At 43.8% G+C, this 17571-nt stretch carries 13 protein-coding genes and 1 riboswitch; of the genes, 9 read left to right on the plus strand and 4 right to left on the minus strand.

Features of this window, described 5'->3' with window-relative positions; all coding sequences use genetic code 11:
- Entirely contained in the window at positions 1-780 is a 780-nt protein-coding gene (locus X939_RS0105070; RefSeq protein ID WP_025762184.1) for a glycerophosphodiester phosphodiesterase, read from the plus strand.
- A 67-nt stretch (positions 781-847) separates the two neighbouring features.
- Here the strand turns inward: X939_RS0105070 and X939_RS0105075 are convergent, their stop codons facing one another.
- Positions 848-1882, minus strand: a complete 1035-nt coding sequence (locus X939_RS0105075; protein WP_025762185.1) for a homoserine O-acetyltransferase family protein — start codon at positions 1880-1882, stop codon at positions 848-850.
- Between the two features lie 236 nt (positions 1883-2118).
- Positions 2119-2227, minus strand: a riboswitch (SAM riboswitch).
- Between the two features lie 202 nt (positions 2228-2429).
- On the opposite strand from X939_RS0105075, the gene X939_RS0105085 reads away from it, so the two are divergent.
- Genes X939_RS0105085 through X939_RS0105095 form a run of 3 tightly spaced genes read left to right on the plus strand, consistent with a single transcriptional unit; the run spans position 2430 to position 4542 of the window.
- Positions 2430-2756: a DciA family protein gene (locus tag X939_RS0105085; protein WP_025762186.1), complete on the plus strand. Its 327-nt coding sequence runs from the start codon at positions 2430-2432 to the stop codon at positions 2754-2756.
- Positions 2757-2803: 47 nt separating this feature from the next.
- Positions 2804-3745: a S66 peptidase family protein gene (locus X939_RS0105090; protein ID WP_229235996.1), complete on the plus strand. Its 942-nt coding sequence runs from the start codon at positions 2804-2806 to the stop codon at positions 3743-3745.
- Complete coding sequence (locus X939_RS0105095) at positions 3742-4542, plus strand: SDR family oxidoreductase (protein WP_025762188.1); 801 nt, start codon at positions 3742-3744, stop codon at positions 4540-4542. The genes X939_RS0105090 and X939_RS0105095 overlap by 4 nt, the downstream gene beginning before the upstream one ends.
- A 150-nt stretch (positions 4543-4692) precedes the next feature.
- Here the strand turns inward: X939_RS0105095 and X939_RS0105100 are convergent, their stop codons facing one another.
- Positions 4693-5268 (minus strand): porin family protein, encoded by a 576-nt coding sequence (locus X939_RS0105100; RefSeq protein WP_025762189.1) that lies wholly within the window; start codon positions 5266-5268, stop codon positions 4693-4695.
- Positions 5269-5574: 306 nt separating this feature from the next.
- On the opposite strand from X939_RS0105100, the gene X939_RS0105105 reads away from it, so the two are divergent.
- The 5 genes from X939_RS0105105 to X939_RS0105125 all read left to right on the plus strand — a co-directional run bounded on the left by X939_RS0105105 (position 5575) and on the right by X939_RS0105125 (position 14500).
- A complete protein-coding gene (locus tag X939_RS0105105; RefSeq protein ID WP_025762190.1) occupies positions 5575-6159 on the plus strand; it encodes an RNA polymerase sigma factor in 585 nt (194 codons plus the stop codon).
- Between the two features lie 88 nt (positions 6160-6247).
- On the plus strand, positions 6248-7351 hold the full coding sequence (locus tag X939_RS0105110; RefSeq protein WP_025762191.1) for a FecR family protein: 1104 nt from the start codon (positions 6248-6250) through the stop codon (positions 7349-7351).
- 206 nt (positions 7352-7557) lie between these two features.
- Positions 7558-11130: a TonB-dependent receptor gene (locus tag X939_RS0105115; protein WP_025762192.1), complete on the plus strand. Its 3573-nt coding sequence runs from the start codon at positions 7558-7560 to the stop codon at positions 11128-11130.
- Between the two features lie 27 nt (positions 11131-11157).
- Entirely contained in the window at positions 11158-12936 is a 1779-nt protein-coding gene (locus tag X939_RS0105120) for a RagB/SusD family nutrient uptake outer membrane protein (RefSeq protein ID WP_025762193.1), read from the plus strand.
- A 70-nt stretch (positions 12937-13006) separates the two neighbouring features.
- The gene (locus X939_RS0105125) at positions 13007-14500 is read left to right on the plus strand and encodes an FG-GAP repeat domain-containing protein (protein ID WP_025762194.1); all 1494 of its coding nucleotides are present in this window, start codon (positions 13007-13009) and stop codon (positions 14498-14500) included.
- A 27-nt stretch (positions 14501-14527) separates the two neighbouring features.
- Here X939_RS0105125 and X939_RS0105130 read toward each other — a convergent pair whose 3' ends face one another.
- Both X939_RS0105130 and X939_RS0105135 read right to left on the minus strand, forming a co-directional pair.
- Positions 14528-15649, minus strand: coding sequence for a carboxypeptidase-like regulatory domain-containing protein (locus X939_RS0105130; RefSeq protein ID WP_025762195.1), 1122 nt, complete (start codon positions 15647-15649; stop codon positions 14528-14530).
- 75 nt (positions 15650-15724) lie between these two features.
- Positions 15725-17488: a phospho-sugar mutase gene (locus X939_RS0105135; protein ID WP_025762196.1), complete on the minus strand. Its 1764-nt coding sequence runs from the start codon at positions 17486-17488 to the stop codon at positions 15725-15727.
- Positions 17489-17571 lie beyond the last annotated feature (83 nt).

The raw sequence follows: 17571 nt of genomic DNA on the forward strand, positions 1-17571 counted from the left end.
ATGAACAAATTAATAATTTTAGCCCTGGTAGCCTGCACATTCAGCGGCTCAGTGGTTTACTCCCAAAAAACCATGGATCACAAGACAAAAGTAATAGCACATAGAGGAGCCTGGAAAAATACCAATGTGCCGGAAAATTCCATTGCAGCACTAAAAGAAGCCATTAAATTAAAGTGCTACGGCAGCGAATTCGATGTACATATGTCTGCCGACTCTGTACTTTATGTCAACCATGACCACGACCTTAGAGGTACTAATATAGAAACTCATGGCAAAGAGACGCTTAATGAACTCAAACTGAGTAATGGGGAGCCGCTACCCACCCTAGAGAGCTACCTGAAAGCAGGAAAAAAACAGAAGACAACCCGGCTGGTTCTTGAAATAAAGGCTTCGAAACAAAGTAAGGAACATTCCCTTGCCTTGGCAAGGAAGTGTGTAGAGATGGTAGAAAAGCTAAAGGTAAAAGATATCACCGATTACATTAGCTTCGATTATGATGTTTGCCTCCTGGTGAAGAAAATGAGCCCGGACTCGGAAGTGCTTTACCTTACGGGAGATAAATCTCCCGAGGTAATTAAAGCTTCGGGCCTTGACGGCGTCGACTACCACTATTCCATATTCAAAAAGAATCCTACGTGGGTGCAGGATTTCAAAAAGCTGGGGCTTACCACAAACGCCTGGACAGTAAACGACGAAGAAACAATGAGTGATTTGATAGCACAAGGTATCGACTACATTACTACCAACGAGCCCGAAAGATTGATCAATCTTTTGAAATAAAAATCCAAAGCCCTGAATATAGCGGAATGGCTGTATTCAGGGCAATTATTGTTCCTCCCGGACAGATTCACATACGCCCCTCGCTATTTTGCCAAGACCTGATAATCTGTGTCAGCTGTTTGTATTCTATCAGAAAGCCATCATGACCATACAGGGAATCTATTTCCTGATAGGTAGCCAATGGAATATGGCGGGCCAAGAATTGCTGTTCGGCTGGAGGAAAGAGCATATCCGATTTTATGCCTAAAACCAATGTTCTTGCCTTTACCATGCCTAAGGCATGCACAATCCCCCCCCGGTTACGCCCTACATTATGTGAGTCCATAAGCTTGGTGAGTGTCCAATAAGAAAAGGCATTAAAACGCTTTACAAACTTATCTCCCTGATACTGCTGATAGGAGGAGGCTCTAAACTGGTCTACCTGGTCGGGGTTATCTCGAGCCTGGGTGAAATTGTAAGTATCATAATTCCTATAAGAAAGTAGGGCAATGGAACGAGCCGCTTTTAGTCCTGCCTGAGCGGCATACTCGTCAGGATCATTAAAAGTCGGATCCGCTTCAAGAGCCATGCGCTGCGATTCGTTAAACGCCACTCCCCAGGGAGAATGCACGGCATTGGAGGCAATCAATATGAGCTCTTCAAAAAGTTCGGGAACCTCTACAGCCCATTCTATTGCTTGCTGCCCCCCGAGCGACCCCCCAATACAGAGCTTAATTTTTCTAATTTCAAGTTCCTGCCGAAGCAGTTCCAGGGCTCCTACCACGTCGCGTATGGTTAGAACGGGAAAATCCCTAAAATATGGCTGTTTGGTTTTATGGTCTAGTGATAGAGGCCCGGTAGAGCCATAGGCTGAACCTAAAACATTGGCACAAATTATAAAATGCTTTTCTGGATCGAAATATTTTCCAGATCCTACCAACCCATCCCACCATTCTGTTACGTTCGATCCACCCGTTAAGGCATGGCATACCCACACGATATTATCATCGTTTTCATTCCTCGTACCATATGTAGTATAGGAAAGTTCGAAACCATTCAATTCACGACCTAGTTCTAATGAGTATGCGTAAGGGTATTTAAATATTTTCTGTTCGGCCTGCATGGTTGCAATAGCTAATTTATTAATGATCAAAATTGTGAGTATATCGAGCCAGGCCTTCCATATTGGCTCCTCTAAAAAGGGCCAAAAGGCATGATCTATCCGAATAGATTACAACAAACAGATTCCCTATCGTCCCTCCCATGGAAGTCGAAAAAGAACAATTAGGTTGTAATCGTAAAGAATTTGAAGCCTGTACGCTTCCCGTTAAAAAAATATAAATATGCATCAACGAATTGAGTTTATATTTCCTAATTGCTTAGGTGGGAATTAGCACCTTTCTCCAATATTGGTAGCAGGTTGCCAGAGGATCATTGAGCCCATTCTCTCGCCTCTTCTTTATAAATCAATCGTTCTTTGTATGGAGCAATTGACTTGATGGCACAATAATAAGCCGCATTATGCTAAATTGCAAATTTATATACCCAAACCCTATTAGTCTTACTAACTTTACCCGGACAAGAGTAGCAAGATGGAAAGCCCTGGTAAAGTTATTTTTGCTTCTGGGTTCGACCATAAGTTTTTATCTTTGCAGCAACCTAATAGATTTATGGCACAACAATATCGATTTGATCGGGAAAAGGCTTCTAGACGTCCAGGCATCACACCACTCAAGGACGCCATAGAGCAGATGTTGGATCGATACCAGCTGCGCAATCGTTTTGAACAATCTTATGTGGTAGCGCATTGGGACAAGATTATGGGCCAGACCATAGCCTCACGTACCAAAAAGGTTTTTATAAAAGATCGATCCCTGTATTTACAAATAGAATCCGCTCCTCTGCGAAACGAGCTAGTACGCGCAAAAAGCAAAATCATCGAGCTTATTAATAGAGAAATGGGATCAAATTTGGTCGAGGAGGTAATTTTCATCTAATTATATTTTATCCGCTCGAAGGCTTCATCACCTCATAATTTATTATTTTGACAACTATCACCTATTCAATACCCCCTTTTTTAAATCCTGGCGATCAGGTGGGGGTGCTGGCACCGGCCAGCATCGTTCAATATCAAGAACTAATCCCCGGCCTGAATGTATTAAAACAGGAATGGGGACTGAAAATCGTAGAAGGCACTACTCTTAAAAGTCAGCATCATCAATTTTCAGCTTCCGATCAGCAGCGCCAACAAGATCTGCAAGCTATGCTGGACAACCCGGAGATCAAGGCTATTATAGCGGCTCGAGGGGGCTATGGCTGTTCCAGGATTATCGATCAGATAGATTTTACGACTTTCTTGAAACAGCCTAAGTGGATCGTAGGATTTAGCGACCTAACTGCCCTTCATTCACATATTCAACAACTGGGTGTCGCAAGTATCCACGGGCCCATGGTAAAATCCATGATGCTAGATGGAGCAGAGGAAGCCAGGGGAAAATTAAAAAGCATGTTATTTGGTAAAGCCATACACTATCGGGCTCCTGCGGATCCGTTAAATCGAACGGGACATGCTCAGGGGATTTTGGCGGGAGGAAATTTATGCTTATTATCCCATCTTGTCGGCAGCTCCTCAGACCTGGATATGTCAGGGAAAATTTTGTTCATTGAAGACGTCAACGAATATTTATATAACCTGGACCGGATGATGCTACAACTCAAAAGGGCGGGCAAACTTGCCAATCTGGCCGGTTTGATCGTAGGGCAATTTACCGATATGAAGGATAATGAGGATCCAGCATTTGGGCAGAATTTTAGTCAAATAATTGCAGGTCACGTGGCTCCTTACCACTACCCCGTTGCTCACCAGTTTCCGGCAGGTCATGTTGCGCATAATTTACCCTTATGCATGGGAGCTCCGGCTCATTTAGAAGTTACCGCTTCTCATACCCTACTAACCTATACCCCAACAGCTGCCCTATCGTTATGAAAAGTTATAATAAAAAAGTGGTCTGGATTACAGGAGCTTCATCTGGAATTGGCGAAGCACTTGCTATTGCCTTTGCACAACAAGGTGCCATGCTGGTTCTGACCGCTCGAAGAACGGAGGAACTCGAACGTGTACGCCTACAGACGCGATTGGACCAGGACCGCGTACTGGTATTACCCATGGATGTTACCGAGTTTGAGCAAGCCACTCCTGCCGTAGAAAAGATCATCGCCAAGTTCGGGCGTATCGATGTTATGGTGCATAATGCCGGGGTAAGCCAGAGATCCTATATAGACGAAACAGAATTTTCGGTCTACAAAAAATTAATGGATATCAATTTCTTTAGCACGGTCGCACTTACAAAAGCAGTATTGCCCCATATGAAACGTCAGAAAGAAGGACATTTTATCGTAATGAGCAGTGTTGCCGGCAAAATAGGAACCATCATGCGATCGGGATATAATGCATCCAAACACGCGCTTCACGGCTTTTATGATTCATTAAGAGCGGAGGGTTACGAGCACCACATCGGTGTCACTACCGTTTGTCCCGGTTATATCCGAACAAATATCTCTATGAATGCTATGGACGAAAAAGGCGGAAAATTTGGAAAAATGGACAGCAATCAGGAAAATGGAATACCTCCAGAAAAATGTGCGGCTATAATTCTAAAGGCCGTCCAAAATGATAAAAAGGAAATTTATATTGGAGGCTTGAGGGAGGTTGCTGCCATCTATCTTAAACGTTTTTTACCTAATATCCTGTTCGATCAGGTTCGAAAGAATATCCCCAGTTAAGCCTGGTGTACAAGATTAGTCCTGCTGATATCCGAAGACGGACTTGACTCCTTCAAAAGGCAGTCGGCGCCGTAAAAGACTTGATAAAAAAAGCCGCAGGGTACAGAATTTCTTCCATACCCTGCGGCTTTCTACTAAATAGCGCTGGAATTAACGAACTACAGGAATAGCGTAGAAAACGCTAAACTGTAACACACTGTTCTTAAAGTCAGGGCTGATATTCCCACTGTCGAAATTACCGACTTTAGAAAGTCCTGCCAAATAACGTGCACCAAAACCTAGCCCAAAAGGAGCCTGATAACCTACTCCAAGTGCTGCAGCAAGATCTAGGTTTTTAGAGAAATTATTAATGGTCTGATCGGGGATGTTTTCTGAAGTCTTGAAACCAAATTGAGGACCTAACTCTAAGTATAACCCTCCATTAGACTTTAACTTCAATAGTACTGGAACTGTTACATAAGAAGTCTTATAATCTCTTTTTTCACCAGCTACATCAATTTTGGCACCTTGGGTAGAAAAGAGCACCTCAGGCTGTATAGAAAAGTTCTCCCCAATTCCGAAATTAAGAAGTCCTCCCAAATGTGCACCTACCAAGGCATCCGACTGGATATCATCTCCGGTATAATTACTAAGGTTTAGTCCTACCTTAGGACCAAAGCTGAATGATTGGGCATTTGCCGTAATACTGGATACAATTAGTGTGATGACTATGAGTAATTTTTTCATATAGTTATAAATTCATGGTTGTTTGTGGTTACTAAGCAAACTCTATGCCAATATCAATTATATTTAGTCAAATATTAGATAATATAATTATTTTCTCAATTTCTTAACACTGCATTTATTTTCTATAGAGTGGCTAAAGTCTTTCTTAAGACCTCATGGATGTCACCAAAGTCACCATTATATTTTAGAAAAAACAAGTTGTTTAGCAAAATCAGATTAAATTGTGATAAAAAAATACAAAACTCAGCGTTAAGCTAAACGAATTGTAAGAATTTTAATACTTTTGACAAAAAATCTTAGTCAATCTTGGACACCGTTTTAACAGAAGCTGAAGACCAATCTTTATGGATATCCTTTAAAAATGGGGATTCTCAGGCCTACGCAATGTTATACCAACGTTATGTACGAGTGCTCTATGCCTATGGATACAAGTTACTGCCCGACAAAGCCATTATAGAAGACCTCATCCAGGATTTATTTATTGACTTATGGCAAAGCCGGACAGGGCTATCGGATGTGGTTGCTCCCAAGTTTTATCTTTTTCGGGCGTTACGAAGACGAATTTACCGAATTGCCAAGCAAGATCAGCAATTATATAAAATAGACCTGGAAGATAGCGATCAGCTTCCCATATCCCTACCCAAAGAGTTTTATATTGTAGAGGAAGAAAGTACCCAGCGCATGGAACAGGACTTAGCCCGTGGCTTGAAAAACCTCCCCGTTCGCCAGTACGAAGTCCTGATACTGAGATACTACCAGGATCTTAGTTATGCCGAAATTGCTGGAATCCTGGCAATTAATGAGCAATCGGTACGTAATCTTATTCATAGAGGCCTGTCAAAACTTCGACAGCTATCCATCTCCTTAATCGTATTATTATTTTTATTATAAAAAAAATCTTACTCCGGGTGAGTTAAAACTCGACATGCCCTCCTCTTGTTTGTAGCATGTGGGATAAATCCCATCAAAAAGCATTGGCATGAGCGACGAAAACTACCAACTGGACGATTTCCTTTCAGATGAATATTTTAAAAGATGGGTCCTGTCTCCCGATGTGGAATCGGATCGATATTGGAATGACTATCTTTTAAGAAACCCAGATAAGAGGGCGGTAATGCGTCATGCCCGATTCCTTCTGATACAACTTCATCAAGATCTGGACCAACTGAAACCCAGGGAATATCAGGTGGAATCAATGTGGGACCAGATAGAAAAACAGACCTTGTCTCAGCCTTCCCACCCCAAAAGTCTTTGGGCTCGCATGCCCCGCTGGACAGCCAGCGTCGCAGCCGCCATGATCCTAGTAGTAATAGGCTGGCTAGCTTGGTCCAATCTTACGATCAATGAATATAGTTATGCCTGCCAGACTGCCTCCATTCAGCATAGTCTTACCGAAAAAATAAATGAAGGCCAAGGCGATTTACTAGTAATCCTGCCAGATAGTAGCCGCATAACCCTGAAGCCCCACAGCCGGGTAAGCTTCCCTATCGCCTTCAATGGTTCCGACAAAAGGGAGGTTTATCTCACAGGTGAAGCTTTTTTCCAAGTAAGTAAGAATATTAATCGACCGTTTTACGTCTACTCCCATGAACTGGTGACTAAGGTTCTAGGTACCAGCTTCACCATAAAAGCTTTCGAAAAATCTAAAGAATTGGAAGTCATTGTAACCACAGGGAAAGTTTCGGTTTATTCTCGAAAAAGCCTAATGGAGTCAATACTAGAAAACAAGGAATCGGAAGCAACGACGATGATTACCCCCAACCAAAGAGTCCAATATTCCCGGAGCCACGAGGCCCTTCAAAAGTCCTTAGTGGACAAACCCGTGCCCCTTCCATCCGCCAAGTGGACAGATATGCCTAATAGTTTCCGGGAAGTTCCGGTAGGGAAAATTTTCGATACCATTCAACGCGCCTATGGAATAGATATTCAGTACGATCCGGTAGCACATGGTGATTGCTTACTGACTGCCTCCTTTGGAAAAGAGACACTATTCGAAAAGATAGACCTGATTTGTAAGGGCATAGAGGCAACTTATAGAATTGAAAATGCCCAATTCATTATTGAAGGGAGAGGATGCCACTAAAGACAAAAATATTCATATAACAAACCTAAATAATTTTCCATCCAAAATACCTTTCCTATGCATTAGAGAAAAAAAAGGTTGATGATGTTGCAGCATCACCAACCTAATCTTCAAAAGAATCCTCGAAAACCTATGACATCCGAAATATTCGGATGGAGGATTTGTTTTGTCCCAATTTCCAAATCTTAACAAAACATTGTAAAGTTATGCAAAAAATGTATTTTAACTATGCTCTCTGGCAGACCCTTATGAGATTTAGTTTTTCCCAGCTGCTCATAGCGGCTTTATTATCAACCCTTACTTTTGCCAATTCATCCGAAGCACAGGAGGTATTGAAGAACAGAGTATCCCTGCAGGCAAAGAATCAAGGCGTACGTTCAGTACTTGCACAAATCGAAGCGCAGGTCAACATCAAGTTTCTCTACAGCTCAAGCCTGATTAAAACAGATAGGACCATAAACGTTAGTCTGAACAAGCAACCCCTAGGCGAGGCCCTTACGACCATCCTCACTCCTTTGAATCTGGAATATGAAGTATCGGGCAAGCAGATTATACTCAAGCGCCAGAAAGTTGGTGTACAGCCCTTGAAACCCACCTCATCTCGCGACCAGTCCGCTTTAGACCGCAAGATTACAGGAAAAATCGTGGACAACTCTGGCATGGGTCTTCCTGGCGTATCTATAGTAGTACAAGGCACGCAGCGCGGAACGAACTCAGATGGAGAGGGGAACTTTACCATTGATGGTCCGGACGGCAGCTTCGTACTTACTTTTAGTTTCGTTGGCTTCACCCCCAAAGACGTAACGGTAACACCCAACCAGACAGAGGTGAATGTGACGCTGACTCAAGATGAAAAACTTCTGAGTGAGGTTGTGGTGGTAGGATATGGTACGGCAAAGAAGAAGGATATGACAGGTTCGGTATCGGTCGTTAAGGTAGGTGAGCTTACAGAGCAGCCTAATTCCAACCTATCTAATCAGCTTCAGGGACGGGCGTCAGGAGTTACTGTATTGACCTCTGGTCAACCTGGACAGGCTCCACAGATCCGTATTCGGGGTATCAACTCCTTTGGCAATAACACGCCGCTATTTGTAGTAGACGGAGTGCCTACCCAGGATATCAATAATTTGAACCCTAATGATGTAGAAACGATGCAGGTCCTGAAGGATGCAGGTTCTGCTTCCATCTATGGATCACGCGCCTCTAACGGAGTAGTGATTATTACCACCAAACGTGGAAAAGGAAAAGTTAGAGTCAATTACGATATGTATTATGGTGTTCAAACCGTAAAGAAGGGTAATGTGTATGACATATTATCGCCGCAGGGAATGGCTGACCTGAAATTTCTGGCTTTAAAAAATTCTGGCTCCGCAATCAATGACGATCAGTATGGCAGTGGTCCCACCCCGGTGCTCCCCGATTATATCGTCCCCAATGGACTGAGTGAATCTGAAGTTGACTTCAGCAAGTATTATGTTAATCCTGAATATACTGAAAAAGGAGACCTGGATTCTTTTTATAGAATCGTGAAGGCCAATAAACAGGGGACTGACTGGTTTCATGAAGTATTCAGTAATGCACCTATGCAGAGTCATAACCTTTCCGTAAGTGGAGGCAGTGATCAGGGAAGCTATTTGTTTTCTTTTAACCATTTCAATCAACAGGGTAACCTTAAAAACACCTATCTAAAGCGTTATACCTTGCGGGCTAATAGCCAATATAATGTAAGCAAGCGTCTTCGGGTGGGTGAAAACATCGCGTTTTCAGTTGTAGATAACCCTCGTGCGTCTATTTTAGAAGAAGGTGGAGGTATCGGAATGGCCTTCCGTATGCAGCCCATCATCCCTGTATACGACATTAATGGCAACTATGCCGGTTCTTTTGGTAAGGGACTTGGAAATGCTAAAAACCCGGTAGCCATTCAAGACCGTACCCGCAACAACAAGAGTTTAAGCAATGCCTTGCTTGGAAATATGTTTGCCGAATTCGACATTACCAAAGATCTTGTAGCACGCTCGAGCTTCGGTGGTACCATCTACTCTTCCTCCAGCCAGTCGTTTAGCTTTCCTGAATGGGAAAATGCGGAAAACAATACGACTAATGCTTATTCTGAAAGCGCATCTTCGGGCTATAACTGGACTTGGAGTAACACCTTGAGTTATGAAAAGAACTTTAACGATATGCACAATTTAAAAGTTCTGGTCGGAACTGAGGCGTATCGTGCTACAGGGAGAGAAGTAGGTGGAAGAACATTAGATTATTTCTCTTTCGACCCTAACTACCTCAACCTTTCTACTGGTTCAGGAACCCCCACAAATTATAGTTATCGCTATGCCGAAGCCTTGTTCTCATATATTGGACGGGTGGATTATAGCTATAATGACCGTTATCTGTTAAGTGTTACGGCTCGCCGTGATGGCTCATCCAAATTTGTTTCTCAGTATGGACTATTCCCGGCGGTGAGTGCAGGATGGAGAGTCTCAGAAGAAGATTTCATGAAAGACATCAGCTGGATCTCCGATCTTAAGCTACGCGGGGGATATGGAATTATGGGTAACCAGTTCAATATTTCTACAGCCAATGCCTTCACGACCTATGGTCAGAATAGAAATTACAGCTTCTATGATATCAGAGGAACTGGCAATAGTACCATCCAGGGCTTCCAACGTACCAGAGTAGGTAACCCAAGTGCCAAATGGGAACGTAATATCAATTCGAATATCGGTTTAGATGCTCAACTCTTTAATGGTGCCATCGACTTTACTATCGATTATTACCAGAAGAATATTGAAGATTTGCTATTCTCTCCTGAGTTAGCGGGTACTATTGGACAAGGCGAGGCTCCTGCCGTTAACATCGGTAAAATGAAGAATAAGGGTCTGGATTTATCCATTTATGGAGAAAAAAGAATCAATAGTGACTTGAAACTGAATGCTACCGTAACCATGACGACTTATAATAATAAGATTGAAAAAATCACCGATGGGGTAGACTATTTCGATCAGGAAGCACGTCGTTTCAACGGAAGTAGTATCGTTAGAAATGGTGTTGGACATTCTATAGGACAATTCTTTGGCTATAAGATTGATGGGTTCTGGAATACGCAGGCGGAAATTGATGCGGCGAACGAATCAGCCAAATCTGCCACCGGTAACGCTGATGCAATTTACCAAAGTGAAGTGGCCGTGGGTCGTTTCCGCTATCAGGACATCAACGGAGATGGTCTGATTACGGCGGATGACCGGACCTATTTGGGTAATCCTAGCCCTAAAATGAGCTACGGACTAAACTTGGGTGCCACTTACAAAAACTTCGATTTCGGGATATTCTTCTATGGGGTAACCGGCAATGATATCTGGAACAACCTGAAATGGTGGCATGACTTCTATGCCAACTTCCAGGGAGCTAAGAGCAATACTGCACTGAATGATTCCTGGACTCCAGATCGAATGAATGCCACGGCACCTATTCAGGAGAACACAGGTACTTTCAGTACTACCAATGTACCTAACTCATATTATGTAGAGAAAGGCAGCTACCTACGTGCCAAAAATGCTCAATTGGGTTACACCTTACCAAAGGAGCTATTATCTAAATATAAGATTGAAAAAGCGCGGATTTATTTTCAGACTGCTAACCTGTTTACCATTACCAAATACTCGGGACCAGACCCAGAAATTGGACAAAGCCAGGTGGCAGGATCCACTGCCTTTGGATTGGACGAAGGTGTTTATCCAAATACCCGTCAATTCCTTATTGGTTTGAATTTGTCGTTCTAAGTCACCCAATCTTTAATCAGAATCGAGATGAAGAAAATAAATTTTTCAAAAATAGCATTAATCATTGCCTTGGGATTCGCTTCCAATGCATGTAAGGATAATTTTTTGGAGCAGCCGGCCCTGGGTGCCCTAAGTGATGCCCAGCTGAAAACAAAAGCAGGGGTAGAAAATGTACTGGTAGGAGCCTACGCTGCCCTGGACGGTAACGGCGTAGGTGCAGCCAGCGCCTGGGATGCAGCCCCCGACAACTGGATCTATGGAAGTATAGCCGGTGGCGATGCCAAAAAAGGCAGTGATGGAGCCGACCAAGCCGGTATCAATTCAATTATGGCTTATTCGGTTTCTCCTAGCAATGGCTTTTTCAATAGCAAATGGAAAGCGGTATATGAGGGAATCAACCGGGCAAACACCGTGTTGCGACTTGCTCCACAAATTGAAACGAATGTTTCTGAAGCAGATATTAAAGGCTATCAAGCTCAGGCACGCTTCCTAAGAGGCCACTACTACTTTGAGCTTAAGAAGATGTTTAATATGGTGCCTTGGATCGATGAGAACACGGAAGATCCCGCCGCTGTCCCCAATGATAAGGATATATGGCCAAATATCGAGGCGGACTTCCAGTTTGCCATGGATAATCTGCCCGCTACACAGTCCGAAGTTGGACGGGTGAACAAATGGGCCGCTGCATCCTATCTGGGCAAAACCTATCTGTATCAGCGTAAATTTGCTGAAGCAAAGACCATCTTCGATCAGGTGATTTCACAAGGGGTCACCAGTAATGGGCTCAAGTATGGCCTGATGCCTGCTTTTCAAGACAACTTCGACGCAGCAAAGAAGAATATGCAGGAATCCGTATTTGCCGTTCAGATGGCCGCAAATGATGGAACAGGCACGATTTCTAACGCCAATCAAGGGGGCATGCTAAATTTCCCTTATAACTCTCCTTTCCGCTGCTGTGGATTCTTCCAGCCTAGCATCGATCTGGCCAATTCATTTCAGACTACTGCTCAGGGGCTACCACTAGTGGATACCTACAACAGCAAAACGTTGAAAAATGACATGGGCGTAAATGCCGATGCGTCCTTTACACCAGACAATTCTACACCCGTGGATCCTCGTTTGGACTGGACGGTGGGTCGTCGCGGTATTCCTTATCTGGATTGGGGCAACCATCCCGGACGTGCCTGGATTCGTGATCAGACTTATGCCGGCCCCTATTCACCCAAAAAGAATATTTACTGGCAGGCTACTCAAGACATCTACTCTGATCAGAATTCCTGGGCTCCAGGTACGGCCATTAACGTCTTAATCATTCGCTATGCCGATGTATTATTAATGGCAGCAGAAGCCGAAGCTCAGGCAGGAAGCCTTGCAAAAGCGCAGGAATACGTCAATCTTGTAAGGGCTCGCGCAGGTGCTGCTGGCAGTAAGGTATATACCTATAAGAATCCTAGCGATCCTCTGGCCGGCTTTACTGAAACGCCAGCAGCGAATTATAAAGTGTCTGAATACCCTGCTGGCACCTTCACGTCGATGGGTCAGGCTGAAGCATTAAAGGCTATTTACTTCGAAAGAAAAATAGAATTGGCTATGGAAGGTCACCGTTTCTTCGATCTGGCTCGCTGGGGTATCGCCGACCAGGTATTGAATAAATATATCAGCTTCGAAGGAGCGATTACCCCTGATGTACGAGGCGGTAATTTCGTTAAAGGTGTTGATGAATATTTCCCAATCCCACAACGTCAGATAGACTTAAGTACCAAGAATGGCATTTCGTCGTTGAAACAAAATCCTGGATACCAATAAAGTTCCGGTTTTTCATTAACCTTAGGAGGCAGTTTCACCACTGCCTCCTTTTTTCTTTTTTACACTCATTATGAAATACCTATTCCTTGCCCTTTTATTGGTTACAGCGAGTGCGGTTATCATTAGCTGTGGTACCACCGACAACGGCCGCCCCATGAAGGAGGAGTTTGCATTGGTTGAGAAGTATTGTGGCAACTGCCATTTGACTCCCGAGCCCGCTCAACTGGACAAGGCGACCTGGAAGAACCGGGTTCTACCCGCTATGGCGCTCAGATTAGGCCTTGAAGTTTGGGAAGGTGTGGTGTTCGCCAGAAATGAACCCGGTAAAATTACTCATGGAGAATGGATGAAAATTGAAGCATATTTCGATTCTTTGGCGCCTCGAAAGTTAGATCATAGAAAAGTGCAGCACCTGCCAGAAAGTAGCTGGGCTATATTTCAGTTACAAACACCTCTAGCAGATCAGAGGATTGCCACTACCACTATGGTAGCCTTCGAGCCCGACAGCCCCGCCCTGTTTAGCTCCGACGGTGAAACGGGGACCCTTCGTAAATGGGACCTGAATTTGCGAAACATGGAATCGGTTTCCCTTCCAACTCCCGCCTCCTTTATGAGCTTTGATGTGAACAAGCAGGCCGTACTTACCTGCATTGGTAATATGATGGCTCGAGATAATAATCAGGGATCCATTCTAACCTATACCAAAGACAATCAAGTATTCCAACCCATTGCAACGGAGGTCAACCGCCCCATACATACCAGTCCGATAGACGCCAACAGGGATGGTAAAATGGACTATCTGGTATGCAACTTTGGCCATGAACAAGGGGGACTATACCTTTGGCTTCAGAAAGAACATCATCAATACGAGAGGATACTTATCAAAGGGCTTTCAGGTGCTACTCAAACAATAGTAGGAGATTTTAACGCTGACGGCTGGCCCGACATTATGGCCCTTTTCGCACATGCCGACGAGTCTATCTGGGTCTTTACCAATAACAAGGATAATAGTTTTTCCAGCCGACGGCTGTTGCGGTTTCCAGCCGTGTATGGCTCAAGCAGTTTTCAGCTCGTCGACATGAATGATGACGGATTACAGGACATCATTTATACCGCCGGAGATAATAGTGATCACTCCAGGATTCTAAAACCCTATCATGGCTTATACATATTTGGGAATCGTGGTAATTTCAACATGGAGCAGATTTACTTTTATCCGATCAATGGTAGTACCAAGGCTATAGCAAAGGATTTTGATCTGGATGGAGATATAGACATCGCTACCATTGCTTTTTTTGCAGACCTTAATAAGAAACCTGAAGAAAAATTTCTCTATTTCGAAAATAAATCGACCAAGGACGGAGTCTGTTCTTTCACGACACATGCTCCTCCATTGGCCAAAGCAGGACGATGGATATGTATGGATGTGGCAGATTTTGATGGTGATGGAGATCAGGACATAGTATTAGGCAATTTTTCAAAGGGCTTCCTTAACGAACCTGGCACTCCCACCAACTGGAATACCCGTACCCCTTTTGTGCTTTTAGAAAACAAGGTGAAATAATTTTTTACATGCAAGTGGAGTGCATAGTTAATCTGCCTGCCAGTCAGCAGGGAGTAAATTTGCGAACCTGTCGCTGCCCATATGACCCGCAAGTTCGAAGCCCATGGGCATTACCACCCAACCGGCAGGAGTAATAACAAAATACCCCTTAGGAAGCGTAATTTGAGTGTAGGCCTGAGGTAGGTCTGAGTAAGGCGACCGCCCTCGTTGTCGGGTGTCGAAAACCTCAAGCTTAGTCTGAGACACCACCAGGCGTTCTGTCGGTAGTTCTCCATCCTGAATGAGCTGAGAGCCCCGCACCTCCAGTATGCGGTTATTAATGTGATTGCGAATCAGGTTTTGCCCGTTTACCGCTCGAACCTGACTAAATATCCGCAGTGATTCTGGTATTTCTTGAAATACTCTGAATCCATATTCTCTCAAGCTGTCTGAGACCATTCCCCGCAGAAGCTGCTTTAAGGAGCCTTGATAGGCAATTACCTGGTTACTTCGCCAATCGGCTTTTTGCTCGGCATTTTTAGGCGTGAGAAGTTCAAATCTCGTGTTTCCGCCATAATAGACCTTGCCCTCATGGAAGTCAAAGTCATCTAAATCCTGATAAATCATATACCCAAGCGCAAGGTTTTCGATGATCAGAGGACTGGTAGTCTGAGCAGTCAGATGACCGTTATCTTCCATTCGAATGCGTAAAACCTCGGGATTTACTAATCGGCAAGCCTTACTAAATTTGCTTTCACCTAATAGTTCCCTGCTGATTACCTTTAGATAGCGCTCTCGATTTTTACTCTTTTTAGAGTAAATAGTTACACCCTGAAGTTCCATCCCTTCGTGCATTTTAAAAGGGATATTTTTTATCCCGCCCGTTTCAAAGCGCAAAGCCTGTTTGATGGAAGTGTAGCCCAGAAAAGAAACAGCAACCTCTATACTTCCAATCGGTAGTTTATCTAAACGGTAATGCCCCGCCTCGTTGGTGGTGGTACCAATAGAGGAATTATTAATGTACACATTAGCAAAAGGGAGGGGAGCTCCTGTCTTGATGTCAGTAACGGTTCCGGTTAGGGTTACCTGTTGCCCCTGACCCATCAACGGCCCACTCCAGATTGTTAAAACCAGAATTAGATAGCAGGTTACAAATCGTAAAAACTTCATTGGATTGGTACTATAGTCAAAAAAATGGAGCGGCCTTCATCTATTGAAGAGCCGCTCCTAACTGAAACTGAACGATTATTTCAAGTTCAGCTCCTGGCCAATTGAAGCCACCTTCTCTTTAAGTCCCGCATACACAACATCGAAATCTTCATTTTTCAGTAGTTCGGCACGCACCCCTACATAAAACTTGATTTTAGGTTCAGTTCCCGAAGGACGGCAGGTAAATTTGGTACCATCCTCTGTAAAAAACTGCAATACATTAGAAGACTCTATCCCCATCTCGCCCGAAGGAATGGTAGAGGTAACACCCGTGGTAAAATCGGTCGATGTAAGCGCCTTATAGTCATCCATACGCGTTACAGGCGAACCGGCAAGGGTCTTGGGAGGGCTTGTGCGGAAATCAGCCATCATTTGCTGGATCTCATCGGCTCCTGCTTTGCCTTTTTTAGTCAATGAAATTAAGCCTTCGTAATAGAATCCGAACTGCTTATAAATTTCCATAAGCATATCGAACAAGCTTAATCCACTATCCTTAGCGTACGCAGTAAGCTCGGCGATCATCCCACAAGACGCGATAGCGTCCTTGTCACGAACGGCATCCCCGATTAGGTAACCATAACTCTCTTCTCCACCACCTATAAACTGTTCTACACCTTCTTTCTCCCGAATAACCTGGGCGATATATTTAAATCCTGTGAGGGTGTTATAGCATTTTACGTCGTAGGCTGCAGCCATTTTGTCTATCAAATCGGTAGTTACAATGGTCTTGCACACGAATTGAGATCCGGTAAGTTTGCCGGCGTCTTTCCATGCGTTCAACAAGTAATAGATCAATACACTGGCCGTCTGGTTGCCATTCAGCAGCTGAATTTCACCATGGTGGTTCTTGGCGCCTATACCTACCCGATCGGCATCAGGGTCTGTACCCAAAACCAGGTCAGCATCGATCTCCTTAGCCTTAGTCATAGCCATAGACATGGCCTCCGTCTCTTCCGGGTTGGGATATACTACAGTAGGGAACTGACCGTTTCCAGCCGCTTCCGCCTGCTCTTCGATCACCGTCACCGACTCAAAGCCCATTTTAGATAATAACTCAGGCACTAAAGTAATACCAGTACCATGCAAAGGTGTAAAAACAATTTTAAGGTCTTTTTGACGGGCTATGGCTTCTTTGGAAATAGATAATGACAATATGTGCTCAAGGTATTTTTGATCTACCTCAGCTCCGATCGAAATGATTTTAGTCGCATCACCTTCAAATTTAATTTGTTCGATAGAAGTGATCTTGTTCACTTCTGCAATCACATTCTTGTCGTGAGGAGCCACCACCTGTGAACCATCGTCCCAGTAGGCTTTATAGCCATTATATTCTTTAGGGTTATGAGATGCGGTTACGACCACCCCACTTTTACAATTCAAATGACGGATCGCAAAGGAGAGCTCAGGAGTAGGGCGCAGGGCTTCAAATAAGTAAACCGTGATGCCATTGGCGGAGAATATATCGGCAATAATACCTGCAAACTCATCCGACTTGATGCGGCTGTCATAGGCAATAGCTACCTTTATTTCCTCTCCCGAGAAGGCTTTATTTAAATAATTGGCCAGACCTTGAGTAGCCGCTCCTACCGTATAACGGTTCATACGATTGCTACCGATTCCGATCAGGCCCCGAAGCCCTCCGGTACCAAATTCCAGATCTTTATAAAAGGCATCGGTAAGTTCCGTTTCATTTGCGTCATCGATCAATTTCTGAATATACTGCTTGGTTTCAATATCGTAGCCTCCATTTAGCCAACTATTAACCTTATCCAATACATTCGACTCCAAATTTGCTGTCATAATACGTCTTTAATATTAAAATGTGTAATAATATAATTTACATTAATCTCCTTGATACAGGTAAATTGTGGAATCCCTATTTG

Source organism: Dyadobacter tibetensis Y620-1 (genome assembly GCF_000566685.1).
GTDB lineage: Bacteria > Bacteroidota > Bacteroidia > Cytophagales > Spirosomataceae > Dyadobacter > Dyadobacter tibetensis.